The organism is Bradyrhizobium sp. AUGA SZCCT0176 (assembly GCF_018130145.1).
GTDB lineage: Bacteria > Pseudomonadota > Alphaproteobacteria > Rhizobiales > Xanthobacteraceae > Bradyrhizobium.
Genome location: NZ_JAFCMB010000015.1, coordinates 111,801 through 137,084 on the forward strand (window position 1 = coordinate 111,801; position 25,284 = coordinate 137,084).

Sequence of the window (25,284 nt, forward strand, 5' to 3'; positions counted from 1 at the left end):
GGTTAATGGTGCCCAGGGGCGGGATCGAACCATCCGGCTTCGCCCAAGCGGGCTACGCCGGGACAAGCCTTTACTCGGCGGCTTCTTCGGGATGCGGCGTGACTGAGATTAATGGTGCCCAGGGGCGGGATCGAACCACCGACACTGCGATTTTCAGTCGCATGCTCTACCAACTGAGCTACCTGGGCATGTCCCGGCGCGGAGCAGGGAGCGCCGGTTTATAGTCAGGCCGGACGGCTGTGTCCACCCAGCTTCGCCGTTGGCTTCGCTTGGCGCGGCTCGGCGTCGGTATCGTCCACAAACTATTGGAAATTAACTGGTATTTCGTATCCGGCATGCCCCGCCCTACTCCTCGTCTTCTGCCTCATTCTCCTTGCCGGGGATGACGTAGCGGCCGGAGAGCCAGCGGTTCAGGTCGACGTCGCGGCAGCGCGGGGAACAGAACGGCAGGGTTTTGGGGTTCTCGGCGGGCCTGCCGCATTCCGGGCAAGGCTTCGATGAAGGCTTCGATGAAGGCTTCGACACGCCCGATCCGGCCTGGCCCGTATCCTTCCCCGCATCTTTGGGCGGGTCAGCTGGCATTCAACCAGCCGAATCGGATCGGAAAACCTTCGCCGCCGAGCAGCGTGACCGTTTCATAGAGCGGCAGGCCGACGATGTTGGTGTAGGAGCCGACCATTTTGACCACGAACGATCCGGCGATGCCCTGCACCGCATAGCCGCCGGCTTTGCCGCGCCATTCGCCGGAACCGATATAGGCTTGGATGTCGTCCTCGTTCAGCCGCTTGAAGCGCACGCGGGTCTCGATCAGGCGTTGGCGAAAGGCTTCCTTCGGCGTCACCAGGCAGATCGCCGTGTAGACGCGATGGTTGCGGCCCGACAGCAGCCGCAGGCACTGCGAGGCTTCGTCGACCAGGTTCGCCTTCGGCAGGATGCGGCGGCCGACCGCGACCACGGTGTCGGCGGCGAGGATGAAGGAACCGCGCAGCTCGTCGTCGAGCTGCACGGATTTCAGCGCGGCATCGGCCTTGGCGCGCGCCAGGCGATTGGCGCAGGCGCGCGGCAGCTCGCCCCGCTTCGGGGTCTCGTCGACGTCAGCGGGACGCAACGCGTCGGGCTCGATGCCGGCCTGGTTGAGCAGGCTGAGCCGTCGCGGCGAACCGGAGGCAAGAACGAATTTGGGACGGCCAAGCATGCTGATTTTGGGAGGCAGAGGAATCGAGGGGGCGAATGCGCGCGGAACCTATCGGAAGGGCGTGGTTTTCACAACCGGGTGGCAAGTGGTTGTGGCTGCGTGGAAAAATCCTATCGCCGCACGCGCAGTGCGCCCCCTCTCCCGCGCTTGCGGGGGAAGGTTGGGGTGGGGGCTCCCTCGGCGACGGGACTCGCGGAGAGAGCCCCCACCCGCCTCGCTTTGCTCGGCACCCTAAGAGCGAGCTTCGCTCGTCTCGACCCCGCAAAGCGCGGGAGAGGGAAGAAGCTACCCGCTCGCCGCGCCCACCTTCGAAAACCTCCGGCGGATGCGCAGCGAGAGGCCGTCGCAGACGTCGCGATAGGCTTGCAGCTTCTGCTCGCGGCTGCCTTCGGTGTCGGTCGGATCCGGCGTCGGCCAGTATTCGACGTCGGCGGCCAGCGTGTGCGTCAGGGCCAGCGCCTTGTGATGCGCTTCGGGCGACAGCGTGATGATGAGATCGAAATTGAGCCCTTCCCAATCCTCGAGTTCCTCGAACGTCTGCGGCTTGTGGCCGGAAATATCCTGGCCGAGTTCGGCCATCACGGCGACAGCGAACGGATCGAGCTCGCCCTTCCTGACGCCGGCGGATTTCACATAGAGCGCCTGCGGGAACATCTGCTGCAGCAGGCTTTCGGCCATCGGCGAACGCACGCTGTTCAGGCCGCATGAGAACAATACGGCCTGCGGATTGCGCGCGCGGGGCGGCGCGTCCATGCGGTCAGTCTTCTCTGGTTTGGAGCGGGACCTTCTCCGAAGACCGGATCACGCGCTCTATTTGACGCATGACCTGATCCGAAAACCGCTTCGCACTTTTCGGGGTCATGCGTCCTGCCCCTTCCAGTGCAGCACGCAGATCAGCGTGAACAGCCGCCGCGCGGTTTCGAAATCGATCCGTACCTTGCCCTTCAGCCGTTCCTGCAGCGTGCGCGAGCCCTCGTCATGGATGCCGCGGCGGCCCATGTCGATGGCCTCGATCTTGTCGGTGGTCGCGGTGCGGATCGCCTGATAGTAGCTGTCGCAGATCATGAAATAGTCCTTCACGATCCGCCGGAACGGCGTCAGCGACAACAGATGCGCCACCACAGGCGTGCCGTCCTCGCGGCGGATGTCGAACATCAGCCGGTTGCCGGTGATGGCAAGGTGCAGCGTGAACGGGCCGCTCTCCGCCCCGTCAGGCGCGAACAGATTCTGCTCGATCAGATCGTAGATCGCGATCGCGCGCTCGTGCTCGATGTCAGGCCCGGAACGCCCGATCGATTCCTCGTCCAGCGTCACCGCGACAATGCGGTTCTGCGGATCCTCTTCTGCGGGCGGCTTGGTCATGACAGGTTGAGACGCAATCCGATCGAGCGTGAATGGGCATCCAAACCTTCGGCCTTGCCCAGGGTCATCGCGGCGGGTCCCAGCGCGCGCAACTGGTCCGGCCCGCATTTGAGAATCGAGGTGCGCTTCATGAAGTCTAGCACGCCGAGGCCCGACGAGAACCGCGCCGAGCGCGCGGTCGGCAGCACGTGGTTGGAGCCGCCGACATAGTCGCCGATCGCCTCGGGCGTATGGGCCCCCAGAAAGATCGCGCCGGCGTTGCGGACTTTTGCCGACAAGGCTTCGGCGTCCGCGGTCATGATTTCCAAATGCTCGGCGGCGATGGCGTTCGCCAGCTCCACGGCGTCGTCGAGCTTTTTCACCATGATGATGGCGCCGAAATCCTTCCACGAGGCGCGGGCGATTTCCGCGCGCGGCAGGGTGACGAGTTGCGCTTCGACCGCCTGTTCGACCTCGGCGGCGAGACGCTCGCTGTCGGTGATCAGGATCGACTGCGCGCTGGCATCGTGCTCGGCCTGCGCCAAAAGATCAGCCGCGATCCAGCCGGCATTGCCGGTGTCGTCGGCGATGACGAGCACTTCGGAGGGGCCGGCGATCATGTCGATACCGACTTTGCCGAACACCTGCCGCTTGGCGGCGGCGACATAGGCGTTGCCGGGGCCGACGATTTTCGCAACCGGCGCGATCGTGGCGGTGCCGTAGGCGAGCGCGGCCACCGCCTGCGCACCGCCGACGCGGTAGATTTCCGAGACGCCGCCGAGTTCAGCTGCCGCCAGCACCAGCGGGTTGAGCTTGCCGTCCGGCGACGGCACCACCATCACCACGCGCGGCACGCCGGCAACCGCGGCCGGCACCGCATTCATCAGCACCGAGGACGGATACGCCGCCGTGCCACCGGGCACGTAAAGGCCGACCGCGTCGATCGCGCTCCAGCGCCAGCCGAGCTCGACGCCGAGCGCATCGGTAAAGCGCTCGTCCTTGGGCAGTTGGCGGCGATGGAACATCTCGATCCGGTCGCGCGCGAATTTCAGCGCATCCAACGTGGCGCTGTCGCAGGCTTTGGTCGCAGCCCCGATCTCATCACCGGTGACGCGCAGGCCGCTGGCTGCGATATCCAGCCGGTCGAATTTACGGGTCGCCTCGAGCAGGGCGGCGTCGCCGCGCGCGGCCACGTCATCGACGATGGCGCGGGTCGCCCGCTCGACATCGGCGGATGCTTCGCGCTTGGCGCCGAGAAAGGCGCCAAAGCGCTGGTCGAAATCGGCGCTGCTTCTGTCCAGGCGAATGGGCATGGTGGCTTTCTGTGGAGGCTTGCGGGCCTATGCTCAATGGCGCGGCGGCCCATGGCCGTCAACCCTTTGAGTCCGCCATGGCAGGATGGTTCAAAGGGTCAGGCCGGTCCCGTAGGGTGGGCAAAGCGAAGCGTGCCCACCTAACTCGGGGAAAGGCTGAAAATCTGCCCCTATTTTGGCGGCACGGCGAAGAGCGCCTTTACCCACCCTACGCAGCGGGCTTTTCAGGCCTCCTGCCCAGACGGCGCGATGCCGATATCGCTGGTGCCGAGATCGTCGGCGCCGAGGTCGGTCAGCTCGCATTCCAGGCATTCGACGTCCAGCCGCAGCGCTTCGCCATGGCTGAACAGCAGCAAGGCGCTGCCGCCGGGGGCTTCGCCGGGGTGGAATTCGATCCCGACCAGTTCCAGAACGGCGGCCGGCGCATCCAGATCGATGTTGCGCGACTTGCAGGCCAGCACCCGGTCGAAGCGCAATGCTGCGATCGTCCGCCGCGGGGTGGTGCCGCCGGACAGCGTCTGCTCCCAGTCGAGCCTGAACATGCCGACCACGAGGCGTTTTTCGTCCTGCCGCCAGACGATGTCGGAGACCTGCACCCGGGCATCCTGGACATGCGCCGAGATCACCGAGAGATCATCGGAATCGAGCGCGATCAGTTTGAGCTGTTCAGGCGAACCCATGCGCCAACTTTACCTTTAATTTGGGCGTAGCCTAGCCGCAAAACCGGTTCCCATCCCCGGACCAAGTCCGGGGACATGCTTTTTGCGGGATACACGTCAGTCGCTGATACGCTGGATCGAGGCGCCGCAGGCCGACAGTTTTTCCTCCAGCCGCTCAAAACCGCGGTCGAGATGATAGATCCGGTTGACCATGGTCTCGCCTTCGGCGGCAAGGCCGGCGATGACCAGCGACACCGACGCGCGCAGGTCGGTCGCCATGACCGGCGCGCCGCGCAAGCTCGCGGTGCCGTCGATGGTGGCGGTTTCGCCGTCGAGCGAAATTTTCGCGCCGAACCGCGCCAGCTCCTGCACATGCATGAAGCGGTTCTCGAAAATGGTTTCGGTGATCTGCGAGGAGCCGCCGGCGCAGGCCATCAGCGCCATCAGCTGCGCCTGCAGATCGGTCGGGAAGCCCGGGAACGGCGCGGTCGACACGTTGACCGGCTTGATCCCCGCACCGTTGCGGGAAACCTTTATGCCGTCCTTGTTGACGGTGATGACGGCGCCCGCTTCGGTCAGCACGTCGAGCGCCGATTGCAGCAGCTCCGGCCGTGCGCCCGCCAGCTGCACCTCGCCGCCGGTCATCGCCACCGCCATCGCATAAGTGCCGGCCTCGATGCGGTCGGGCAGCACGGTATGCCGCGCGCCGTGCAGTTTTTCGACGCCCTCGACCACGATGCGCGGCGTGCCGGCGCCGGTGATCCGCGCGCCCATCTTGTTCAGGCAATCGGCGACGTCTGATATCTCGGGCTCGCAGGCGGCGTTGTCGATGATGGTCGTGCCCCTGGCCAGCGTCGCCGCCATCAGCGCGACATGGGTTCCGCTGACCGTCACCTTGGGGAAATCGATCGACGCGCCGCGCAGGCCGCCGGGCGCTTTGGCGACCACGTAGCCGGCGTCGATGGTGATCTCGGCGCCGAGTTTCTCCAGCGCCATGATCAGCAGATCAACCGGCCGCGTGCCGATCGCGCAGCCGCCCGGCAACGAGACCTTCGCCTCGTGCATCCGCGCCAAGAGCGGCGCGATCACCCAAAAACTGGCGCGCATCCGCGACACCAGCTCATAGGGCGCGGTCGTGTCGATGATATCAGCCGCCGAAATATGCAGGGTCTGTCCCTGGTACTCGCGGTCGCCGGGCCGCTTGCCCGCGGACATGATGTCGACGCCGTGATTGCCGAGGATACGCTGCAGCTGCGCGACATCGGCAAGTCGCGGCACATTGTCGAGAACAAGGGTTTCCTCGGTGAGCAGCCCCGCGATCATCAGCGGCAGCGCAGCATTCTTCGCGCCCGAAATCGCGATGGTGCCGTTGAGCGGGCTTCCGCCGACAATCCGAATGCGGTCCATGCCACCCCCCTTTTGTTATGCAGAACGTATGGGGGCCGCGAAACCCCAATGGCAAAAGCCTTGAAGTTTGCGGCTATTTGATGGGGTGGGGTGGGGTGGGGTGGGCTCGACGATCCGCCGTCATTCCAGGATAACACGATTCGTCGTCCCTGCGAACGCAGGGACCCATAACCCCGGTCATCTATTGTTGAAGCGAAGCCGTCGATCAGCGTGCAAAAAACATTGGCGCCGCGGCGTATGGGTCCCTGCGTGCCACCTTCGCTAAAGCTTCGGCGAGCCTCCTATCCCGCCTCGGCGAAGCCTTGGCGGAGACGGGTCGCAGGGACGACAGCTACACCGCGTTGATATCCTCGCTCTCCAGTACCGGCTTCGGATAGCCATCGCGCGCGACCTTGATCATGGCGCGGCCGAGCTGTTCGCTTGTTGTCACGAACTTCGGCGAGGTGCGGGCGAGATAGGACAGCAGCGGTGCGGCGACGACATAGATCGCGTTCACCCAGCCGGTCTTCGAGCGCACGCCGTGCAGCGGCTGGATGCCGGCGGGCCGGAACATGTAGGCGGCCTTGAACGGCAGCTTGAGCAGATCGTTCGCGGTCTTGCCTTTAACGCGCGCCCAGCGCACCGGGCCCTGTTCGGTTGAATCGGTGCCGCGGCCGGTGACGTAGGTGAACACCATGCCGGGGTTGAGCCGAACCAGCGTGTTCGCCGCGGCCATCGTGACGTCATAGGTCAGATGCCGGTAGCGCTCGGCGTCCATGCCGACAGAGGAAACGCCGAGGCAGAAGAAACAGGCGTCGTATCCGGCAAGATCAGACTCGATTGCGGAGAAGTCCGTGAAGTCCTTATGCAGGACTTCACGAAGCTTGGCGTGCTGCCGCCAGGTCGGGCTGCGCCCGACCACCAGCACGCGCTCGACACCGGCGTCGAGCAGGCATTCGCGGAGCACGCCCTGCCCGACCATGCCGGTGGCGCCGAACAGGATAACTTTCATGACTTGATGAAGGCGAGCAGGTCCGCGTTGATCGTCGCCGCTTCCGTGGTCGGCATGCCGTGCGGAAAGCCCTTGTAGGTTTTCAGTATCCCGTTCTTCAGCAGCTTTGCCGACAACGGCGCGGAGTCGGCATAGGGCACGATCTGGTCGTCGTCGCCATGCATCACCAGCACGGGCACATTGATCTTCTTCAGGTCCTCGGTGAAATCGGTCTGCGAGAAGGCGACGATGCCATCGTAATGCGCCTTGGCGCCGCCCATCATGCCCTGGCGCCACCAATTCTCGATCACGGCCTCCGATGGTTTGGCGCCGGGCCGGTTGTAGCCATAGAAGGGACCGGCCGCGACGTCGCGATAGAATTGCGAACGGCCGGCGGCGAGCGCGGCCTGGAATCCGTCGAAGACATCCTTCGGCAGGCCGCCCGGATTGGCCGCCGTCTTCACCATCAGCGGCGGCACCGCGCTGAGGATCGCGGCCTTTGCGACCCGACTCTCGCCGTGGCGGGCAATGTAATGCACCACCTCGCCGCCGCCGGTGGAATGGCCGACGTGAACGGCGTTCTTCAGATCGAGATGTGCCGTCACCGCCGCGAGGTCATCGGCATAATGGTCCATGTCGTGGCCGTCGCCGACCTGGGCAGAGCGGCCGTGGCCGCGGCGGTCATGGGCGATGACGCGAAAGCCGTTGTGGAGGAAGAACAGCATCTGCGCGTCCCAGTCGTCCGATGACAGTGGCCAGCCGTGGCTGAACACGATGGGCTGACCGGAGCCCCAGTCCTTGTAAAAGATCTCGACGTCGTCTTTTGTTGTGATCATGGGCATGGGGGAGCTCCTCTGGATTGGTTCGTCATTCCGGGATGGTCCGAAGGACCAGACCCGGAATCTCGAGATTCCGGGTTCGATGCTACGCATCGCCCCGGAATGACGGGAATGTCAGGCGTATGTCGAGGCCGGCCGGTAGCGCCGGATCACGCCGATGATCACGATCACGAAGAACACCAGCACGATGCCCTGCGCGACCGCAAAGGGCGGCTCGGCCGGCGGCACGCTCGGCGCCAGCGCGTGCAGCGCGGGCACTTTCAGGAACGACTGCACCACCAGCACGAACACGTTGAGATAGAGCGCCACCAGCGCGGTCAGCGCGTAGATCCAGCGCCAGGCACCGCGCAGATTCATGATGTAGAGCGCGAAGCAGGCGATCGCCAGCAGCACCAGCGAGAGCAGGCCGAACAGGTGCGACGGCAACATTTTTTCAAACAGCAGCGGCGGAATCACAAAACCGGTGGCGCTGGTCAGGATCGTGGTCAGCAGGAAGATCGCGGTCAGCCCCGGCTGCCGCTTCGAGCCGAGCATTCCGAACATCACGATGAGGCCTGAGACGATTGCGATCAAACTGATGACGACATGCACGAGAACAAATGTCGCCGTACTCATACCGAGTATCATGAAGCGCCCCCTTCGTTGGAAACCCGCCGAACGTTACGATGCAGCGCAGGAAATTGCCACACGCGCCCATTGCACAACCGTCATGCGCGGCAACACGCGAGGCATCGACGAAAGTCGCACGCGGATCAGAGCGCCGGCTTCGAACCGTCGGCGAGAAAGCCGTGCAATGCCGCCACCACCTGCGCGCCCTCGCCGATCGCGCCGCCGACGCGTTTGACCGAGCCGGAGCGCACATCGCCGACCGCGAACACGCCGGGCACGGTGGTTTCCAAAAACGGCACCGGACGCTCGCCATTTTGGCCGCTTTGAACGCCGCCTTGGACGCCGGTGAGAACAAAGCCGGCGCGATCGACCTTGACGCCGCAGCCTTCGAGCCAGCCGGTCGCGGGGTCGGCGCCGACGAACAGAAAGAGATTGCGGATGTCGAGGCTCTGCACCTCGTCCGGCGCCAGACGGCTGCGCCAGCGCACGCGCCGCAGCGAGGCGTCCTCGCCCTCGAGGCCGACCACCTCGGCGTTGAAGATCAGTTCGATATTGTCAGTCGCTTCGATGCGCTCGATGAGATAGTGCGACATGCTGGCGCCGAGGCCGCCGCCGCGGATGATCATGTAAACTTTTCGCGCATGGCTGGACAAAAACACCGCGGCCTGTCCGGCGGAGTTGCCGCCGCCGACCAGCACGACGTCCTGATCGACGCACAGCTTGGCCTCGATCGGCGAGGCCCAGTACCAGACGCCACGGCCCTCAAAGGCGTCGAGATTTTCGACCTCGGGCCGGCGGTAGCGCGCGCCGCTCGCGACCACGACCGATTTGGCTTTCAGCGACTGTCCGCATTCGGTCGCCAGCGCGAACAGGCCATCGGGCTTCGTGCAATCCAGCGAGCGGATGGAGACCGGGATCAGCATCTCGGCGCCAAACTTTTGCGCCTGGTTGTAGGCGCGCCCGGCCAACGCCTGGCCGGAAATGCCGGTCGGGAATCCCAAATAGTTCTCAATCCGCGCACTGGCGCCGGCCTGTCCGCCAAAGGCGCGCGAATCGAACACCGCGACCGACAGCCCTTCCGACGCCGCATAGACCGCGGTGGCAAGCCCGGCCGGACCGCTGCCGACCACGGCGACATCGTAGAGCTTGTCATGCGCATGGTTGGTGATCATGCCCATCGCGAGCGCCAGCGAGGTTTCCGAGGGATTGCGCAGCACGGTGCCGTCAGGACACACCACCAGCGGCAGATCGCTGCGCGCGGCCGAATAACGTTCCACGAGATCGGCGGCGTCCTTGTCGTTCTCGGGGTCGAGCAGATGATGCGGCTGGCCGTTGCGCGTCAAAAAATTCTGTAAGCGCGCCATGTCGCCGAGCGAGGCCGGCCCGATCAGCACCGGGCCGCCGACGCCGCCCTGGATCAGGCTGACCCGGCGCAGCACCAGCGCGCGCATGATGCGCTCGCCAAGATCGGCCTCGGCCATCAGCAGCGCCCGCAACCGGTCCGGCGGAATCAGCAGCGTCTCGACATCGCCCTCGGCATGGCCGTCGACCAGCGCGACGCGGCCGGAGAGCTGGCCGATCTCGGCCACGAATTGTCCAACGCACTGATCGATGACGGGCGTGACATGGCCGAGGCCGTCGCGCAGCGTGATCGCGACATGGCCCGACAGCACCACGAACATGCCGGGCCCGGGCTTGCCGGTCTCGAACAGCGCCTCGCCGTGCCCATAGCTGCGCAACTCGCCGAACCGGCGCATGCGCTCGATCTCTTGCGACGTCAGCGTCGGGAAGGTCTGCTCGTGGCGCGGAAACGCGAAGGAATTTTGGCCGGCCGCCGGACCGGCTGTCGTGGTGTCTGCACTCATCTCGCCACCCAATAAAGAACCCAGCGTTTTGCGGAGAGGCTGGCCACCCGGCGAGCGGTCGGGAATTTCCCTGGCCGCTACTGGCCCGGCTTTACTCCGCCTGCGTCATCTAGGGAGACATCGGTGTTTTCGGAAGGTGCGGCACCTTCATCGCTGCGCCCGCGCGCCTGCGACTTCCGCCGCTTGAGATTTTCGCGCAGCGCCAGCTTCAAGCGCTGCTGTCGCGAATCCTTCACGTCAGGCTTGGCCGTTCCCGCGCGTTTGTCCTGATCGTCCTGCATCCTGGACCTGTTGCGTGTGCCGTGGCGGCGCTCTCTACCGTCCGAACATATTGGGTTTCGTCCGCCTGTCGCGCAATCGCGTCCTCCCGGTCGCAGTCCAATGATTCGCCCGAACCGGCTTCTCAGGCCGTGGGCCTGCGAAATGGAACCGGATCGGCCCGGAGTTGGCCCGGTTGTGGCAGGAAGCGCGACCTCGCGTTGGTTTTTGGCCGTTTTAGGCCCTTTCCAGCCCCGCCGCGTGCTTGCACCGGAGGGGCCCTTGTGGCAAGAACCGGCCGCCCGTAGAGGCCTTTTGGGCCGATTCCTCGGATACCGGGCATGCTGCCGTAGCTCAGTGGTAGAGCACTCCATTGGTAATGGAGAGGTCGACAGTTCAATCCTGTCTGGCAGCACCATCTTTTCCTGGAGACATCGCGAAGTTGGCAAGTCCCAGAATGCAGGTGCTGGGCATCACCTCACTGCCGCTTCCCCCGCCAAATCACAGGGCGACATGTTCGAGACGCCTCAAGAGGCTTAGCACGCTACCCGTTCTTCGCAAGCGACGGCTTGATCCCGCTCCAGCTTTCACGCCTCGCCTCGCACCGAACAGCCGACGCGGGTTCATGCGAGCAGGAGATCCTGCAGCTGCACCACGAAGACGTCATATGTCCCGTTGGTATCCCCATCGACCAGGTTGGAGGCAGAGCTGGAATAGGTCACAAACGTGCCGTCAGCCGAGATCGAGGCATTGGAGCTATCGCTGTTTCCCTGCTCGCCGGCGGCGCTGACGGAGACCCGCTCGGTCGTGTCCGTCTGACGGTCGAAGACGAAGTCGTCATACGTCTCATTGGTGTCGCCATCGACCAGGTTGGAGGCAGGGCTGAAATAGGTCACGTAGCGCCCGTCGGCCGAAATCGAGGGAGCGATACTAGCGTCGTTTCCCTGCTCGCCGGCGGAGCTGACGGAGACGCGCTCGGTGGTCTCCGTCTGACCGTCGAAGACGAAGACGTCAAACGTCTCATTGGTGTCGCCATCGACCAGGTTGGAGGCAAGGCTTTGATAGGTCACGTAGCCCCCGTCGGCCGAGATCGACGGTTCGAAGCTGGCGCTGTTACCCTGCTCGCCGGTGGAGCTGACGGAGACCCGCTCGGTGGTGCCCGTCTGACGGTCGAAAATAAAGACGTCAGCCTGCCCGTTGGTGTCGCCATCAACGAGGTTGGCAGCAGTGCTGGAATACGTCACGTAGCGCCCGTCGGCCGAGATATCGGAGCTGAAGCTACCGCCGTCACCCTGCTCGCCGGTGGAGCTGACGGAGACCCGCTCGGTGGTCGCGGTCTCACGCTCGAAGACGAAAATGTCATTCGTCCCGTTGGTGTCGCCATCGACCAGGTTGGAGGCATCGCTGTAATAGGTCACGTAGCGCCCGTCGGCCGAGATATCGGGGCTGAAGCTGGTGCCGTTGCCCTGCTCGCCGGTGGAGCTGACGGAGATCCGCTCGGTGGTGCCTGTCTCACGATCGAAGACGAAGACGTCATAATTCCCGTTGGTGTCGCCATCGACCAGGTTCGAGGCGAGGCTGAAATAGGTCACGTAGCGCCCGTCGGCCGAGATATTGGGGCTGAAGCTGGCGTTGTTACCCTGCTCGCCGGTGGAACTGACGGAGACCCGCTCGGTGGTGCCTGTCTCACGATCGAAGACGAAGACGTCATTTATCCCGTTGGTGTCGCCATCGACCAGGTCCGGGGCATCGCTGTGATACGTCACGTACCGCCCGTCGGCTGAGATTGAGGAGTCGAGGCTGGAGCCGTTGCCCTGCGTGCCGTCGCTTGCGACCGAGATGCGCTCGACTGCGGACGAGGCAGGGTCATCGTTCTGGATCGTGCCGGTCGCGCTGGTGGTGCCGATCCGAGCCCCGGTGGGACGGGAGAGCGTGACGGTAAAGGCTTCGTCCGTCTCGAACTGGCTGTCACTCGCGACCAGGATGGTGATCGTCTTCGAGGTCTCGTTCCGCGCAAACGCAATCGTGCCGCTCGGCCTTACGCCGCCGGCGAAATCATCGGGCTGAGCGCCCGTGACGGTATAGTTTACTGAAGCCGCGCCTCCCGACGGTCCCGCGCGGGTGACAGTGAACGTGAACGCGGTCGTGCCGGTATTGCCCTCGGGATTGACGGTGTCCAAAGATGCAACGGCAAAGGTCGGATTTGGGCTGGAGGGACGCGGCATCGCACGTCTCCATGCTTCAAATTTTGGGTAAGGCAGTTCGGCCGCTCACCATAAAATGTCGCGGCGGCTAACCATATCTATCGAAGGATGTATACTTACGTGCCGATGTTCGGTCGAACCGAAGAAGCGCGTCAAGGGAGCGTCTCAGGAGGATGTGCGGGATTTCGGGAACAGCGTGGCAAGCTGCTCGCTTCCATCATTGGCCTTCAAGGACAGATGGCTCGCCGCGCCCTGATACACACAGGTGTCGCACGACGGGTTCTACGAATGGCCTGTCCTACTAAGCGTCTCGGCTCCGACAACTGGTACTTCCGAAAGCCTATCCTGGCCGATGTTAAAGCGATCTTGGCCAAGCTGCCAAGGGATCAGCGGCCACCACACTGGTACAAAGACCACGTCATGTGAGGTTGAAAACGATCATACACCGTGGAGTTTGTCGGCCGACGCAAAATGCGGGTGCGACCCCACGACTTCATGCGGGACGATCCGATCGGTTGCACCGCGTATGATGTCGTAGCATTCACAGGTTGCTTCCTCGAGCCGCGCCCTGTCGATTTCGACCAAGCCTCGCCGAACGGATCTGATGGCACCCAAGGCGCGGAGTTTGGCAATCACCTGCGTCACGGTCGTTCGTCGCACCCCGAGCAATTGCGAAAGCGTCTCCTGCGTTAATGGCAGGATGTTGTTGTCCTCGGTTCGATCGTGCAGGTGAAGCAGCCACCGGGCCATGCGGGCCTCGACCGAGTGCAGTCCGTTGCACGCTGAGACGTGCTGGAACTGCATGAGTATCGACCTCGTATGCGCCTCGACCACATGTCTGATGGCGCCGCTCTTCATGTAGGCTGCATGAAACCGCGACACGGAGATTTGCGATGCGGTGCCGCCCACCCGCACGACCGCCGTCACGGACGACATGAAAGAGGGTCCCAGCACCGATAATGCGCCGATCGCTCCCTCGCGCCCGATTACCGCAGTTGCGATCGTTTCTCCGCGCGGAAGGCCGAGCATGAAGGAGATGGCACCGCTATGGGGAAAGTAAACATGGTCGCGTCGATCTCCCGCCCGTATCACCACGGCGTCCTGTTCAAGCGACACCTTCTGGAGATGGGGGGCGAGCAACGCGAGGTCTGCCAACGGCAACGCGGCGAGAAGACGATTACCGGCGCTCGCCGAACGGCCCATCACGAGAGACTTCCTCCCTCAGAAGAACACGCAGCTCTCCTGGAATGTCTTTGGCAGGAATGTCTTCTGCGCTGCGCCGACACTAACTCCACTTTCATCGCGCCGGCTTCGAACGGCCGTCATGGATACGACATTTGCTGAGTACCTTAACGCGCCATGCCAGTAAAGCTGAGGCGAACCTTGAGGAACCACAGATGTTCCACCTTTGTTCCGCAAGGATTAGCCAAAGACACCGTCAGTTCAATCCTGTCTGGCAGCACCATTCCTGGCACTGTCTCACTCGAGACATCGCCGCGCTCAAAGATCTGCGCGCACTCACCCTCTATTCTGTCCCGACTGCCATCTCGATCAGCTTCGAGCGATCTTGTCCGATGCCTTGATAAGATCGACCAGCGTGTGGCCGAAAACGGTTTTGAGTTGCGATCGGCTAGCGACGCCCGAGGATCAGGCTCGGTGATTGTTGCGCGGTTTGCTTGACCGCCCGTCGCGATGCCCATCAATTCGGCATCGTTGCTCCACACGCCACGCGCGCGTCCAATTCCGGATTATGATAGCCCTCATTTGGGGAGACCTTGATCGGGTTTGCATGAAAATGAGGAAGTTGACTATGCGCTTTTCCAAAGTCGCGGCCCTGGCGCTGATCGTTGCAGCCACGAGCGTGGCGCCGGCATCTTCGGCGCCGGCCGCTTCTGACTGTTCGGCATCAACGACACTGGCGAATTGGGGCGAGAACTCGACCGGCGACATTGACATCGCGGCCGGGGAAAGCTGCGTGTTTCCGATCAAGATACGCGGCACGGTGACCAGCTCTGAAATTTCGCAAAAGCCGGCACGCGGCAAGTTGAAGAAGCTCGACGCATCCACTTACGAATACAGGGCGAAGGCGAAATACAAGGGGAGTGACACTTTTGTGATCAAGGCAACGGGCAAGGGGCCGACGGCGTCAGGCACGTCGGTCATTACGGTGAACGCGACGATCAAATAGCCGCATCCTTTTCGCTTCCGCGATCTGCTATGTGTTTCGCCCGTCGACTTCAGCGCATGCGCGAACCCCGGGATTCGTATGCGCGAACCCTGGGGATCAAGAGGTTGAGGCCGCACGCTCTCGCATTGATCGGCTGTCTTTTCACGGCCATGCCGGCTTGTCCGCAAAGCGATCCCACGCTGGCGCTAGCCGAGCTCACCTTGCAGGTGCCGACCCGCGCGCTCGGCGATCAGTGCCGCAAGATCGAAGCTGATGATCCGCTGGTGCCGGTGTCGCTGCATCGGACCTTCCACGATGATTTCGACGTGCATCCGCTGGTCGAGGCACGGTGGGTACCGCACTACGCCGGTGGCGCCGCCTGGCCGCAGTCGCGCTACTGGGGCGGCGAAGGCTCCGATTTCAAGCGCAAGACCAGCTATAATGGCGAACAGCAGATCTACGTCGATTCGGTGTATGGCGGGCGGGGCACGGTGCCGCTCGGGCTCGATCCGTTCCGCGTCCGGGGCGGCATACTCTCGATCATCGCCAGCAGGACTCCGCCCGACTTGCGGTCCCTGCTGTTCAACAATGAATATATCTCGGGCATCCTGACGACGCAGAGCAAGTTCACGCAGAAGTACGGCTATTTCGAAATGCGCTCCAAGATACCGGCCGGCGTCGGCGTGTGGCCGGCGTTCTGGATGCTCGCCGATGACGGCGGCTGGCCGCCGGAAATCGACATCATGGAGGGCCGCGGACAGCAGCACGACAACATCGTGATGACCACGCATTGGCGGATCCCGGCCACCGGGCGGGTCGAGCGCTGCGGGTTCGACTTCATGGTCGCCGATACCAGGAGCGAATTCCACAATTATGGCGTGCTGTGGCAGCGCGATCGCATCATCTATTTCATCGACCGCCAGCCGGTGTCGGAGATCAAGGTCCCGGTCGGCTTCGACGCTCCCATGTACATGATCGTCAACCTTGCGATGGGCTCGAAAACCATGGAAGGCGTCGGATTCGTCGACGGCCTGTCTCCCAATGTCGTGGAATTCGAAATCGACCGGATTTCGGCTTATCAAATTGATGCATACTGATCATTGCAACCGGCCGGGACGCGCACGCCGGCAGCACCGAAGCTGACGGAGAACGTAATGTCCGGGAAATTCTCGCGCCGGCAATTTGCCAAGCTGGCGGGCCTCTCCGCGCTTGGTCTGGCGGCGACACCGGCGAACGCGGCCCCAAAACAAAAAACAGCCGCCGACCCGCACGCCCCTGCCCGTTTCCCGAAGGACTTTCGCTGGGGCACCGCGACATCGGCCTATCAGATCGAGGGCGCGGTCAACGAGGACGGCCGCGGCCGTTCGATCTGGGACACCTTCGCCCACACCCCGGGCAAAATCGAGGACAAGACCACCGGGGACCGCGCCAACGAACACTATCATCGCTACAAGGAAGACGTCGGCCTGATGCGCGATCTCGGCGTCAAGCACTACCGCTTCTCGATCGCGTGGCCGCGGGTGTTTCCGGAAGGCACCGGCAAGCCCAATCCCAAGGGCCTCGATTTCTATAACCGCCTGCTCGACGAACTCCTGGCCAAGGGCATCGAACCCTACGCGACGCTGTATCATTGGGACTTGCCGCAGGCGTTGCAGGACCGCGTCGGCGGCTGGCAGTCCACTGACACCTCAAAGGCGTTCGCGGATTACGCCGGCTATATCGCGGAGCGTTTGACCGACCGCGTCAAAAACATCTTCACGCTGAACGAAGCCGGGCGTTTCCTGAATTTCGGCTACGGATGGGGTATCGACGCGCCCGGCCTCAAACTGCCGGCGGCGGAATTGAACCAGGCACGGCATAACGTCGTCCTCGGCCACGGCCTTGCGGTGCAGGCGATCCGCGCCCGCGGGCGCGCCGGCACCAAGGTCGGCCCGGCCGAGAACATCGCGACCTGCGTGCCGGCCTTCGACACGCCCGAAAACGTCCGCGCCGCCGAGATCGCGACCCGCGAACTGAACTCGGGCCTGCTCGGCGTGATGCTGGAAGGCAAATACACCGACGGCTTCCTCGAATATGCCGGCAAGGACGCGCCGAAATTCACCGCCGACGAATTGAAGATCATCGGCTCGCCCAATGATTTCGTCGGCCTCAACATCTACGCGCCGCAATTCTACATCGCAGCGTCAGACAAGAAGCCGGGCTGGTCGGTGCTGCCCTTCCCCGCCTCGTTTCCGCACATGAGTGCCGACTGGCTGCGTATCGGTCCCGAAACGATCTATTGGGCGCCGCGGCTCGCGGCCAAGGTCTGGAACCTCAAGACGATCTACATCACCGAGAACGGCACCTCGTCGGAGGACAAGGTGCATGCCGACGGCAAGATCTACGATCTCGACCGCATCATGTACCTGCGCAATTACTTGCGGCAGCTGCAGCGCGCCGTGGCCGAGGGCGTGCCGGTCCGCGGCTATTTCCTGTGGACCCTGATGGACAATTTCGAATGGATCTACGGCTACGAAAAGCGCTTCGGGCTCATCCACGTCGATTTTGAAACCCAGCGCCGGACGCCGAAGCTCAGTGCGTCGTTTTATCGCGACGTGGTGACGCGCAACGCGATCGGCCCCTGAAGCCGCCTAGAGCCTTTTCCGTTCCGATGGAATCGGAACGGGGCTCTAGATTCCTGTCTTGACGCGTTTTCTTGACGCGAACCGGTGTCCACTTCGCTGGAAAACGCTCTAGTGATAGCGCACCAGCTGCGGCTGGGGCATCGAAGTCTCGTGTGACGGCGCGCGATCACCTTTGACTGCCACAGTCACGGCGCGTTCATGCCGCACGGTCCGCGATGATTCGTGGCTGATAAACATGCTGGCGGCGCCGACCATCAAGACGACATAAAGGCCGAAGATGCCACCGACCCAGCGCCAGTAGATCCGGCGGCTGTCGGGGGTAAGGCTTTCGATCAAGCTGCGCATGACTGCCTCCTCCTCGAGGAACTGATGGCGCTGCGTATAGCTTGCACTCCGGCCCCGGTGTGTGACGTACTTCACAGAAGCCGCTTTAAAATGGAGAACCCGTGACCGGTCCGGAACTGAAGAAACTGCGCGAAGACCTCGGTGAGGCGATCGGCCAACCCCTTGGCGTAGCCAACATGGCCCAGCTCTGCGGGTTGCCGCCTGAAGACGGCGCGAACACGATTCGGAAATGGGAAGTCACCGGCCCGACCGGCCCGGTCGCCGAACTGCTGCGCATCCTGGCGATGGCCAGCGACCGCTATCCCATCCTCGACATGTTCAACGTGTTTGACCGCCATGACGTCGCCGAAAAGGACCGGCCGGCGCGGCGGCAGGCGTTCCGCGAGCAGATGCGCAGCGACGTGCGGCGGCGCATTGCCTAAGGCAAGCTTCCGCGCCGCGCCCGAGAGACCCGATTTTAAGGCTTCATTAAGCTGGCCTTAGGACGCCGTTAAGCACAGAAAATAGGACTTCATTAAGCACAAAAAACGTTTGTTCTCCAATGGGTTGGGTAATCGATCGGTGTGCCCGGCAAGTGACAGCATTTTATTCAAAAGCTGTCTAACTGCACGCCATGGACGGCGCCCGGCATGTGGCGCCTCCCAACGATTTTCCGGAGACCCACGACCATGAAGAAGTTCCTGCTCGCTATCGTCGCTCTTGCAGCCCTCGGCGCGGCGTCCCCGACGCTCGGCGCCGACATGGGCGCACGGCCCTACTACAACAAGGCGCCGGCCTATGCCGCGCCGCTCTACAACTGGACCGGGTTCTATCTCGGCGCCCATATCGGCGGCGCGTTCGCGAGTAGCAACACTTTCAACGGTCTCGTGCTCAGCGACCACAGCGCCCGCCTGCTCGGCGGCGTGCAGGCCGGCGCCGATTATCAGTTCGCGCCGAACTGGGTCGTCGGCGCCGAGGGGCAGTACAGCTGGCTCGGCGACAACAACCTCAATGCGATTTTCCCCAACGGCTTGGTCTATAACCACGATCGGCGCGCGATCGCGTCGATCACCGGCCGGGTCGGCTACACCTGGGGTCCGGGCATGCTCTACGTCAAAGGCGGCTACGCCTATTCGAACAATCGCGACACCCTGACCTTTGCCGGCGTGCCGGTCGCGTTCACGCTCGATAAGAATCACAGCAATGGCTACACCGTCGGCGCCGGCGTCGAATACATGTTTGCCCCGAACTGGTCGGCCAAGGCCGAATACATGTACTACGATTTCGGCACTACCCGCTTCGTGACCCCGGTCGCGCTGGTCCCCTTTGGCACCTTCCATAACGACGAGCATACGTTGAAGGTTGGCGTCAATTATCGCTTCAACTTCGCGGGCGCGCGCTACTGATCGCTTCTACAGGGAGGCGCGAAAAGGCCGGCTTGAACGCCGGCCTTTTTGTTTGCGCAATGTTGTTTGCGCAATGGCGTTTTCCAGCGAAGCGGCTGCCGATTTTCAAACATTGTTCGATGGCGGGCCAGCGCTCAAATCGCGAAAAGCGTCCGCATTTTCCCGACTTGTTAACCGGGTACCACGATACTGCCGCGCGGGGAATCATCCAGGGATAGCGGGACGGGGCGGCGGCAAATGGCGTTACGATTCAGCATCGGCAAGATCAGGCTCAAGGGTTTCAGCTTTCCGAAATTCGGCGTCAGAGGCAGCCTGTTTGCCGCCTTTGCCGTCATCGCCGGCATGGCGATCGTGATCAGCGCCGGCGCCGGCCTGGTGCTCGGACATCTCGGCGGCGCCATGGTCGACCTGAGCGGACGGGACATCCCCCGCCTCGCGGCCAGCCTGCAATTGTCGGCGGAAAGCGCCAGTCTTGCCAGCCAGGGCCCGGGGCTGCTCGCCTCCCGCAGCGAGGAGATGCTGAACGAACGCTCCAAAAAAATGCAGGAGACCCAGCGCATCACCCTGCAAAGGCTTGCCGAGATCACCAAGCTCGGCGCCAACAAGGATACCGTCGCAGCCCTCACCGAGACGGTGAAGAACATCGAGGACATGATCAAGAGTCTCGGCGGCGCGGCACGCGAACGGCTGGAAACCGGCGCCCAGCACGAAAAACTGTATGAAGCGCTGCGCACGGCCCAGGCCGCGTTCGTCAAGGCCGCCGCGCCCGCGATGGTCGACGCCCAGACCCAGCTCAGCAGCATCTTCGGCGCCGCCAGCTTCAATCAGGACGAAGCCACCAAGGCGGAGATAACGGTCGAGCAGATCAGCGACATCATCGCCGCCGGCAATCTGACCGCATTCAACATGATGGCCGCGCTTTCATCCGAGAGCAGCGACACGCTCGAGAACATCGAGAAGCAAACCCGCATTGCGCAGCAGCGCGTGAAATCGAACCTCGACCAGCTTCCCAAGGGTTCTCTTACGACGGCGCTGAGCAACGCCTCGAAAGCCCTGCTGGCGCTCGGCGAAGGCAAGACCGGCGTCTTCAAGGTTCGCCAGAAGGAACTGGACGCCACGGATTACGGCCAGACCATTTTGGAAGAAACCCGAAAGCTCAATGTCGGCCTCGGCATCAGCGTGCAGCAACTGGTGGACGGGGTGCGCGGCGAGACCGACGCCTCGACCCAGCAGGCGGGCAAGGAGATTTCACTGGCGACCACGGTCATGCTCGCGCTCGGTGCGGCCACCCTGATCGGATCGGTGCTGTTCGTCTGGCTCTATGTCGGCCGCAACATTCTGCGGCGCATCGGCAATCTGCAGCGTTCGATGCAGCTGCTCTCCAGCGGCGACCTCGAATCGGAAATCTATCGGTCCAGCCAGAAGGACGAGATCGCGGCGATGGCCAATTCGCTGCACGTGTTCCGCGAGAGCATGATCCAGAGCCGGGCGCTCACCGCCGACCAGGACCAGGATCGCATCGCCAAGGCCGAGCGCGCCTCCCGCATGGAAGCCCGCATCGTCGAGTTCGAAACCACGGTGCGCACGGCGCTGGACAGTTTGCAGGAAGCGGCCGGCTCGATGCAGACCACCGCGCAGAGCATGTCGGCGACCGCCGATCAGTCCAGCGCGCTGGTGAGCGCGGTGGCCTCCGCCGCCGAGGAAACCTCGGTCAACGTGCAGACCGTGTCGTCGGGCACCGAGGAACTGTCGTCGTCGATCGAGGAAATCGGCCGCCAGGTCGTCACCTCGGCGGAGATTGCCCGCAAGGCGGTCGAGGAAGCCGGCGCCACCGATGCCACCATGCAGGGCCTGGCCGACAACGCCGCCCGCATCAGCGTGGTGGTCGATTTGATCCAGACCATCGCCTCGCAGACCAATTTGCTGGCGCTGAACGCCACCATCGAAGCCGCGCGCGCCGGTGAAGCGGGCCGCGGATTCGCCGTGGTCGCCTCCGAGGTCAAGAGCCTCGCCACCCAGACCGCGAAGGCCACCGACGAGATCCGCCAGCAGATCGTCAGCATGCAGACGGTGACGACATCGGCGGTGTCAGCGATCCGCAGCATCTCTACCACGATCGGCGAGATCAACGACGTCACGACAGCGATCGCGGCGGCGGTAGAGGAGCAGGGCGCGGCGACGCGCGAGATCGCGCGCAACATTTCGCATGCCGCCGGCGGCACCAGCGAGGTTTCCAGCAACATCGTCGGCGTCTCCAGCGCCTCGACCGAAGCCGGCTCCGCCGCCAGCGAGGTCTTGACCGCCTCCGGCGCGCTCCGCCGCGAAGCCGACGTGCTGCGCGCGGAAATCGACGCGTTTTTGGGGAATATCCGGGCGGCTTAGATGGCTGCCGTCATTCCGGGATGGTGCGTTAGCACCAGACCCGGAATCTCGAGATTCCCCGGTGCGCAATTGCGCACCTGAGGTTCGATGCTACGCATCGCCCCGGAATGACGGTGCAAATAATACCCATGCCTTTTATCCCACCGGGCACCTGCTTTTCGGCTAGCGCCGCACCAATTGTGCGGGTAAGTCGGTGGGATGCACTCGAAAACCGACCCCGTTCAGTCCTCCGCCGAGGCCCTGCGATACCCCTGGGAACATCACCCCGGCCAGGATCAGGTCGTCGAGGTGCTGCCGGGCGTGTTGTGGGTCCGGCTCAAGCTGCCGTTCCGGCTCAATCATGTGAACATCTACCTGCTCGCCGACGGCGACGGCTGGGCGATGATCGATTCCGGGTTCGGCAATGAGGAAACCATCGAAGCCTGGACCACGCTGTTCGAGGGCCCGCTCCGGCACGTGAAGATCTCCCGCCTGATCGTGACCCATTCGCATCCCGATCACGTCGGTCTGGCAGGCTGGGTCACGGAGCGCTTCGACTGTCCCTTGCAGATGTCGCAGGTCGAATACCTGCAGTCGGTCTATCACCAGAACCGCGGCACCGAGGAGCGCCGCAACGCGCAGCGGCTGTTTTTCCGCCGTCACGGCATGGACGAGAGCCTGACCGACACGCTGCTGAGCCGCGGCCAGGACTATCTGAAGCAGGTGTCGATCCTGCCGCCGTCCTATCGCCGCATCGCGCATGGCGACGAGATTTCCATCGGCACGCGGCGCTTCAAGGTCATCACCGGCGGCGGCCACGCGCTCGACCAGGTGATGCTGTATTGCGCCGCCGACAAATTGTTCCTTTCCGCCGACCAGGTGCTGAGCAAGATCTCGCCCAATGTCAGCGTCTGGGCGGTCGAGCCCAACCAGAACTCGCTCGGGGAATATCTGGCCTCGCTGGCGAGCCTCACCACCACGCTGCCCTATGACGTCATGGTGCTGCCCGGCCATGGCGTGCCATTCTACGGCCTCAAGACCCGGATCAAGCAGCTGGCCGATCATCACGAGGACCGCTGCCGCCTGATCGCCGAAGCCTGCCGGACCGTGCCGCAGACCTCGAAGGAACTGGTGCCGGTCGTGTTCCACAAGCACGTGCTCGACGCTCACCAGATGGGCTTTGCAGCCGGCGAACTGATCGCCCACGTCAACTACATGCTGGTCGAGGGACGTCTGACTTCTGAGGTGACCGACGGCGTGCTGTATTTCCGGACCACCTGACGCGCCCAACTAATCCATAGCTATTGGGCCTAAAAGGGCGCACGGTCGCGCCATGCTATCCCGGCTGTCGTGCCAGACGAACTTCCACATTGAAGCCTTTCCCAGCGGCGGCATTGATTTGACGCCGTCATGCTGACGCGCGCGGCGCTGCTTTTTGAGAACGGACTGCCTGATCTTCCGGCGCTGCTGATCGAGCCGCATCGCAATCCCGGCGGAATTTGGCGCATCAAATTCAGCTATGAGGCGAGCGAGCCGCTTTCGATGAGCGCGGTGCAGGCATCGAATATGGCAGCGGCGCTTCAGGAGATCGGAGAGGCCGAATTGGCTGACGAGATCGACGGCGCGCTGAAGAGCGCGGTTCGCTATTCGTCGATGTGACTTTTCTAATGTGACCTTCCGAAATGTAACTTTTTGTCCCGGGTGATTACGCCCGCAAAGGAAAATAGATGAAAATAATTGTCGCCGTCCTGGCGCTGTGCGCCTTCGCACAGAACGCGTTCGCTGCAAGCCCGGAATGCCGCGCGGTCGAAGGCAACAGCGCACGGCTCGCCTGCTACGACGCAGCGCAGCCTCCGAAAATCGCAACGCCCAAGGAAATATCCAAGGAAATATCCAGCGAAAAATCCAAGGAAAAACCCAGGGCGATCGAGAGCGACGCCTCACGACCCGAATACAAGGATCCCTTCCTCGCGGAGAACGCCCGCACCACGTCCAAACTGAACAACATCTGTCGCGGCTGCTGAGCCACGGCCGACGAAGAAGGACGACAATGGCCAAAGTGTCGGACTATCGAATCATTACCTTTCAGCGGCAGCCCGGACTTTGGCGGGCCAATATGACGCCTATCGTCCAGCCCCCGACGATCACGCGGGGCGCGGCGATCCGGGGCTTTGTGACGGCCGAAGACAGCAAGTCCGAAGACGACGCCTTGATCGCGGCCAATCGCGCCATCAGGGAACTCGATTCCTGAACCGGCTCGGCCGCCCCTTGGATTACTCGTGGTTTCAGCCGCACCGCCAAAATACCAGGACCGCAAATCGCGCCTAGCGCGTTGATCGATATCAATATTTGCCCTGCCTCGGGTGCATCCCGGAGGCCCGCTGAAATGTGGGATTTCACATAGACACCAAACCTGGAAAAGCTCTAAAAAGAGCCCACGCCGCTCCGGCCGGTTCCGTTTCAGGTCTTGTGATGGATTACAGCAAATTCTTCTCCGCCGCCCTCAACCGCCTGCATGACGAGCGGCGCTACCGGGTTTTCGCCGACCTCGAGCGGATCGCGGGCCGCTTCCCGCATGCGGTCTGGCACTCGCCGAAGGGCCAGCGCAACGTCGTGATCTGGTGCTCCAACGACTATCTCGGCATGGGCCAGCACCCGAAAGTGGTCGGCGCCATGGTCGAGACCGCCACGAGAGTGGGCACCGGCGCCGGCGGCACCCGCAACATCGCCGGAACCCATCACCCGCTGGTGCAGCTGGAGGCCGAACTGGCCGATCTGCACGGCAAGGAAGCCTCGCTGCTGTTCACCTCGGGCTATGTCTCCAACCAGACCGGCATCGCGACCATCGCCAAGCTGATTCCGAACTGCCTCATTCTGTCCGACGCGCTCAACCACAATTCGATGATCGAAGGCGTGCGCCAGGCCGGCTGCGATCGCCAGATCTTCCGCCACAGCGACATGGCGCATCTGGAAGAGCTGTTGATTGCTGCAGGCCCCGACCGGCCCAAGCTGATCGCCTGCGAGAGCCTTTATTCGATGGACGGCGACATCGCGCCGCTCGCCAAAATCTGCGATCTCGCCGAAAAATACGGCGCGATGACCTATGTGGACGAAGTGCACGCCGTCGGCATGTACGGCCCGCGCGGTGGCGGCATCGCCGAGCGTGACGGCGTCATGCACCGCATCGACGTGCTCGAAGGCACGCTGGCCAAAGCGTTCGGCTGCCTCGGCGGCTACATCGCCGGGAAGGCCGACATCATCGATGCCGTCCGTTCCTACGCGCCGGGCTTCATCTTCACCACAGCGCTGCCGCCGGCGATCTGCTCGGCCGCGACAGCGGCAATCCGCCACCTGAAAACCTCGACCTGGGAGCGCGAGCGCCACCAGGACCGCGCCGCCCGCGTCAAGGCGATCCTGAACGCCGCGGGCCTGCCCGTGATGTCGAGCGAGACCCACATCGTGCCGCTGTTCGTCGGCGACCCCGAGAACTGCAAGAAGGCGTCCGACATCCTGCTCGAAGAGCACGGCATCTACATCCAGCCGATCAACTATCCGACCGTCGCCAAGGGAACCGAGCGCTTGAGGATCACGCCCTCGCCCTACCATGATGACGGCCTGATCGATCACCTGGCCGACGCGCTGCTGCAGGTCTGGGAGCGCCTTGGCCTGCCGCTGAAGCAGAAATCGCTGGCGGCCGAGTAACCCTACCAATCCGAACTCCGGGAAATTGAGCCGGTAGCGC

Annotated in this window: 26 protein-coding genes and 2 tRNA genes; 12 read left to right on the forward strand and 16 right to left on the reverse strand. The window is 63.3% G+C overall.

Annotated features, from left to right (window positions below; translation table 11 throughout):
• Positions 1–112: 112 nt before the first annotated feature.
• The 13 genes from JQ600_RS27520 to JQ600_RS27580 all read right to left on the reverse strand — a co-directional run bounded on the left by JQ600_RS27520 (position 113) and on the right by JQ600_RS27580 (position 10,479).
• Positions 113–188: transfer RNA gene (locus JQ600_RS27520), tRNA-Phe, on the reverse strand.
• Positions 189–345: 157 nt separating this feature from the next.
• Positions 346–582, reverse strand: a complete 237-nt coding sequence (gene yacG, locus JQ600_RS27525) for a DNA gyrase inhibitor YacG (protein ID WP_212386424.1) — start codon at positions 580–582, stop codon at positions 346–348.
• A complete protein-coding gene (locus JQ600_RS27530; RefSeq protein ID WP_192735329.1) occupies positions 572–1,195 on the reverse strand; it encodes a Maf-like protein in 624 nt (207 codons plus the stop codon). Before JQ600_RS27530 ends, yacG begins: the two co-directional genes overlap by 11 nt.
• Positions 1,196–1,480: 285 nt before the next feature.
• Complete coding sequence (locus JQ600_RS27535) at positions 1,481–1,948, reverse strand: low molecular weight phosphatase family protein (protein WP_212386423.1); 468 nt, start codon at positions 1,946–1,948, stop codon at positions 1,481–1,483.
• Positions 1,949–2,053: 105 nt separating this feature from the next.
• Positions 2,054–2,557, reverse strand: coding sequence for a UPF0262 family protein (locus JQ600_RS27540; RefSeq protein WP_212265229.1), 504 nt, complete (start codon positions 2,555–2,557; stop codon positions 2,054–2,056).
• Positions 2,554–3,849 (reverse strand): histidinol dehydrogenase, encoded by a 1,296-nt coding sequence (gene hisD, locus JQ600_RS27545; protein ID WP_212265230.1) that lies wholly within the window; start codon positions 3,847–3,849, stop codon positions 2,554–2,556. The genes JQ600_RS27540 and hisD overlap by 4 nt, the downstream gene beginning before the upstream one ends.
• 224 nt (positions 3,850–4,073) lie before the next feature.
• On the reverse strand, positions 4,074–4,529 hold the full coding sequence (locus JQ600_RS27550) for a DUF2948 family protein (protein WP_212490171.1): 456 nt from the start codon (positions 4,527–4,529) through the stop codon (positions 4,074–4,076).
• Positions 4,530–4,625: 96 nt separating this feature from the next.
• Positions 4,626–5,915: a UDP-N-acetylglucosamine 1-carboxyvinyltransferase gene (gene murA, locus JQ600_RS27555; RefSeq protein ID WP_212386421.1), complete on the reverse strand. Its 1,290-nt coding sequence runs from the start codon at positions 5,913–5,915 to the stop codon at positions 4,626–4,628.
• A gap of 331 nt (positions 5,916–6,246) precedes the next feature.
• Positions 6,247–6,906: an NAD-dependent epimerase/dehydratase family protein gene (locus JQ600_RS27560; RefSeq protein WP_212386420.1), complete on the reverse strand. Its 660-nt coding sequence runs from the start codon at positions 6,904–6,906 to the stop codon at positions 6,247–6,249.
• A complete protein-coding gene (locus JQ600_RS27565; RefSeq protein WP_212386419.1) occupies positions 6,903–7,727 on the reverse strand; it encodes an alpha/beta fold hydrolase in 825 nt (274 codons plus the stop codon). Before JQ600_RS27565 ends, JQ600_RS27560 begins: the two co-directional genes overlap by 4 nt.
• 111 nt (positions 7,728–7,838) lie before the next feature.
• On the reverse strand, positions 7,839–8,351 hold the full coding sequence (locus JQ600_RS27570; RefSeq protein ID WP_212386418.1) for a hypothetical protein: 513 nt from the start codon (positions 8,349–8,351) through the stop codon (positions 7,839–7,841).
• A 125-nt stretch (positions 8,352–8,476) separates the two neighbouring features.
• Positions 8,477–10,198, reverse strand: a complete 1,722-nt coding sequence (locus tag JQ600_RS27575; RefSeq protein ID WP_212386417.1) for an FAD-dependent oxidoreductase — start codon at positions 10,196–10,198, stop codon at positions 8,477–8,479.
• 77 nt (positions 10,199–10,275) lie between these two features.
• Positions 10,276–10,479 (reverse strand): hypothetical protein, encoded by a 204-nt coding sequence (locus tag JQ600_RS27580; protein WP_212265236.1) that lies wholly within the window; start codon positions 10,477–10,479, stop codon positions 10,276–10,278.
• A 320-nt stretch (positions 10,480–10,799) separates the two neighbouring features.
• On the opposite strand from JQ600_RS27580, the gene JQ600_RS27585 reads away from it, so the two are divergent.
• Positions 10,800–10,874 (forward strand) — tRNA-Thr (locus tag JQ600_RS27585).
• A gap of 205 nt (positions 10,875–11,079) precedes the next feature.
• On the opposite strand, the gene JQ600_RS27590 is transcribed toward JQ600_RS27585, so the two are convergent.
• Entirely contained in the window at positions 11,080–12,681 is a 1,602-nt protein-coding gene (locus JQ600_RS27590; protein WP_212490172.1) for a Calx-beta domain-containing protein, read from the reverse strand.
• A gap of 417 nt (positions 12,682–13,098) precedes the next feature.
• The gene (locus JQ600_RS27595) at positions 13,099–13,863 is read right to left on the reverse strand and encodes a Crp/Fnr family transcriptional regulator (RefSeq protein WP_212386445.1); all 765 of its coding nucleotides are present in this window, start codon (positions 13,861–13,863) and stop codon (positions 13,099–13,101) included.
• Between the two features lie 547 nt (positions 13,864–14,410).
• Between JQ600_RS27595 and JQ600_RS27600 the strand changes: the two genes are divergently transcribed.
• The 3 genes from JQ600_RS27600 (at position 14,411) to JQ600_RS27610 (ending at position 17,451) form a co-directional block, all read left to right on the forward strand.
• Positions 14,411–14,848, forward strand: a complete 438-nt coding sequence (locus tag JQ600_RS27600; protein WP_249136121.1) for a hypothetical protein — start codon at positions 14,411–14,413, stop codon at positions 14,846–14,848.
• A 104-nt stretch (positions 14,849–14,952) separates the two neighbouring features.
• Positions 14,953–15,924: a family 16 glycosylhydrolase gene (locus tag JQ600_RS27605; protein WP_409363266.1), complete on the forward strand. Its 972-nt coding sequence runs from the start codon at positions 14,953–14,955 to the stop codon at positions 15,922–15,924.
• Between the two features lie 57 nt (positions 15,925–15,981).
• Positions 15,982–17,451, forward strand: coding sequence for a GH1 family beta-glucosidase (locus JQ600_RS27610; protein WP_212386415.1), 1,470 nt, complete (start codon positions 15,982–15,984; stop codon positions 17,449–17,451).
• 108 nt (positions 17,452–17,559) lie between these two features.
• Here JQ600_RS27610 and JQ600_RS27615 read toward each other — a convergent pair whose 3' ends face one another.
• The gene (locus tag JQ600_RS27615) at positions 17,560–17,796 is read right to left on the reverse strand and encodes a hypothetical protein (protein WP_212265240.1); all 237 of its coding nucleotides are present in this window, start codon (positions 17,794–17,796) and stop codon (positions 17,560–17,562) included.
• A 101-nt stretch (positions 17,797–17,897) separates the two neighbouring features.
• Between JQ600_RS27615 and JQ600_RS27620 the strand changes: the two genes are divergently transcribed.
• The 8 genes from JQ600_RS27620 (at position 17,898) to hemA (ending at position 25,244) form a co-directional block, all read left to right on the forward strand.
• Positions 17,898–18,218, forward strand: coding sequence for a hypothetical protein (locus JQ600_RS27620; protein ID WP_212386414.1), 321 nt, complete (start codon positions 17,898–17,900; stop codon positions 18,216–18,218).
• Positions 18,219–18,464: 246 nt separating this feature from the next.
• Entirely contained in the window at positions 18,465–19,181 is a 717-nt protein-coding gene (locus tag JQ600_RS27625) for an outer membrane protein (protein ID WP_212386413.1), read from the forward strand.
• 237 nt (positions 19,182–19,418) lie between these two features.
• Positions 19,419–21,563: a methyl-accepting chemotaxis protein gene (locus JQ600_RS27630; RefSeq protein WP_212386412.1), complete on the forward strand. Its 2,145-nt coding sequence runs from the start codon at positions 19,419–19,421 to the stop codon at positions 21,561–21,563.
• Positions 21,564–21,761: 198 nt separating this feature from the next.
• Positions 21,762–22,823 carry an MBL fold metallo-hydrolase gene (locus tag JQ600_RS27635; RefSeq protein ID WP_212386411.1) on the forward strand — a complete coding sequence of 354 codons (1,062 nt, stop codon included), beginning with the start codon at positions 21,762–21,764 and terminating at the stop codon, positions 22,821–22,823.
• 129 nt (positions 22,824–22,952) lie between these two features.
• The gene (locus tag JQ600_RS27640; protein ID WP_212265245.1) at positions 22,953–23,201 is read left to right on the forward strand and encodes a hypothetical protein; all 249 of its coding nucleotides are present in this window, start codon (positions 22,953–22,955) and stop codon (positions 23,199–23,201) included.
• A 68-nt stretch (positions 23,202–23,269) separates the two neighbouring features.
• Positions 23,270–23,566: a hypothetical protein gene (locus JQ600_RS27645; RefSeq protein ID WP_212265246.1), complete on the forward strand. Its 297-nt coding sequence runs from the start codon at positions 23,270–23,272 to the stop codon at positions 23,564–23,566.
• A 26-nt stretch (positions 23,567–23,592) separates the two neighbouring features.
• Positions 23,593–23,793 (forward strand): hypothetical protein, encoded by a 201-nt coding sequence (locus tag JQ600_RS27650; protein ID WP_192735352.1) that lies wholly within the window; start codon positions 23,593–23,595, stop codon positions 23,791–23,793.
• A gap of 221 nt (positions 23,794–24,014) precedes the next feature.
• The gene (gene hemA, locus JQ600_RS27655) at positions 24,015–25,244 is read left to right on the forward strand and encodes a 5-aminolevulinate synthase (protein ID WP_212265247.1); all 1,230 of its coding nucleotides are present in this window, start codon (positions 24,015–24,017) and stop codon (positions 25,242–25,244) included.
• Positions 25,245–25,284 lie beyond the last annotated feature (40 nt).

Coding starts and splice junctions, on each gene's coding strand:
- murA (WP_212386421.1), bottom strand. CDS start 5,915: ATGGACCGCATTCGGATTGTCGGCGGAAGCCCGCTCAACGGCACCATC.
- JQ600_RS27635 (WP_212386411.1), top strand. CDS start 21,762: ATGCACTCGAAAACCGACCCCGTTCAGTCCTCCGCCGAGGCCCTGCGA.
- JQ600_RS27565 (WP_212386419.1), bottom strand. CDS start 7,727: ATGCCCATGATCACAACAAAAGACGACGTCGAGATCTTTTACAAGGAC.
- JQ600_RS27530 (WP_192735329.1), bottom strand. CDS start 1,195: ATGCTTGGCCGTCCCAAATTCGTTCTTGCCTCCGGTTCGCCGCGACGG.
- JQ600_RS27570 (WP_212386418.1), bottom strand. CDS start 8,351: ATGATACTCGGTATGAGTACGGCGACATTTGTTCTCGTGCATGTCGTC.
- JQ600_RS27630 (WP_212386412.1), top strand. CDS start 19,419: ATGGCGTTACGATTCAGCATCGGCAAGATCAGGCTCAAGGGTTTCAGC.
- hemA (WP_212265247.1), top strand. CDS start 24,015: ATGGATTACAGCAAATTCTTCTCCGCCGCCCTCAACCGCCTGCATGAC.
- JQ600_RS27595 (WP_212386445.1), bottom strand. CDS start 13,863: ATGGGCCGTTCGGCGAGCGCCGGTAATCGTCTTCTCGCCGCGTTGCCG.
- JQ600_RS27550 (WP_212490171.1), bottom strand. CDS start 4,529: ATGGGTTCGCCTGAACAGCTCAAACTGATCGCGCTCGATTCCGATGAT.
- JQ600_RS27560 (WP_212386420.1), bottom strand. CDS start 6,906: ATGAAAGTTATCCTGTTCGGCGCCACCGGCATGGTCGGGCAGGGCGTG.
- JQ600_RS27645 (WP_212265246.1), top strand. CDS start 23,270: ATGAAAATAATTGTCGCCGTCCTGGCGCTGTGCGCCTTCGCACAGAAC.
- JQ600_RS27540 (WP_212265229.1), bottom strand. CDS start 2,557: ATGACCAAGCCGCCCGCAGAAGAGGATCCGCAGAACCGCATTGTCGCG.
- JQ600_RS27650 (WP_192735352.1), top strand. CDS start 23,593: ATGGCCAAAGTGTCGGACTATCGAATCATTACCTTTCAGCGGCAGCCC.
- JQ600_RS27600 (WP_249136121.1), top strand. CDS start 14,411: ATGATAGCCCTCATTTGGGGAGACCTTGATCGGGTTTGCATGAAAATG.
- JQ600_RS27575 (WP_212386417.1), bottom strand. CDS start 10,198: ATGAGTGCAGACACCACGACAGCCGGTCCGGCGGCCGGCCAAAATTCC.
- JQ600_RS27615 (WP_212265240.1), bottom strand. CDS start 17,796: ATGCGCAGCTTGATCGAAAGCCTTACCCCCGACAGCCGCCGGATCTAC.
- yacG (WP_212386424.1), bottom strand. CDS start 582: ATGCCAGCTGACCCGCCCAAAGATGCGGGGAAGGATACGGGCCAGGCC.
- JQ600_RS27580 (WP_212265236.1), bottom strand. CDS start 10,479: ATGCAGGACGATCAGGACAAACGCGCGGGAACGGCCAAGCCTGACGTG.
- JQ600_RS27610 (WP_212386415.1), top strand. CDS start 15,982: ATGTCCGGGAAATTCTCGCGCCGGCAATTTGCCAAGCTGGCGGGCCTC.
- JQ600_RS27535 (WP_212386423.1), bottom strand. CDS start 1,948: ATGGACGCGCCGCCCCGCGCGCGCAATCCGCAGGCCGTATTGTTCTCA.
- JQ600_RS27640 (WP_212265245.1), top strand. CDS start 22,953: ATGCTGACGCGCGCGGCGCTGCTTTTTGAGAACGGACTGCCTGATCTT.
- JQ600_RS27625 (WP_212386413.1), top strand. CDS start 18,465: ATGAAGAAGTTCCTGCTCGCTATCGTCGCTCTTGCAGCCCTCGGCGCG.
- JQ600_RS27590 (WP_212490172.1), bottom strand. CDS start 12,681: ATGCCGCGTCCCTCCAGCCCAAATCCGACCTTTGCCGTTGCATCTTTG.
- hisD (WP_212265230.1), bottom strand. CDS start 3,849: ATGCCCATTCGCCTGGACAGAAGCAGCGCCGATTTCGACCAGCGCTTT.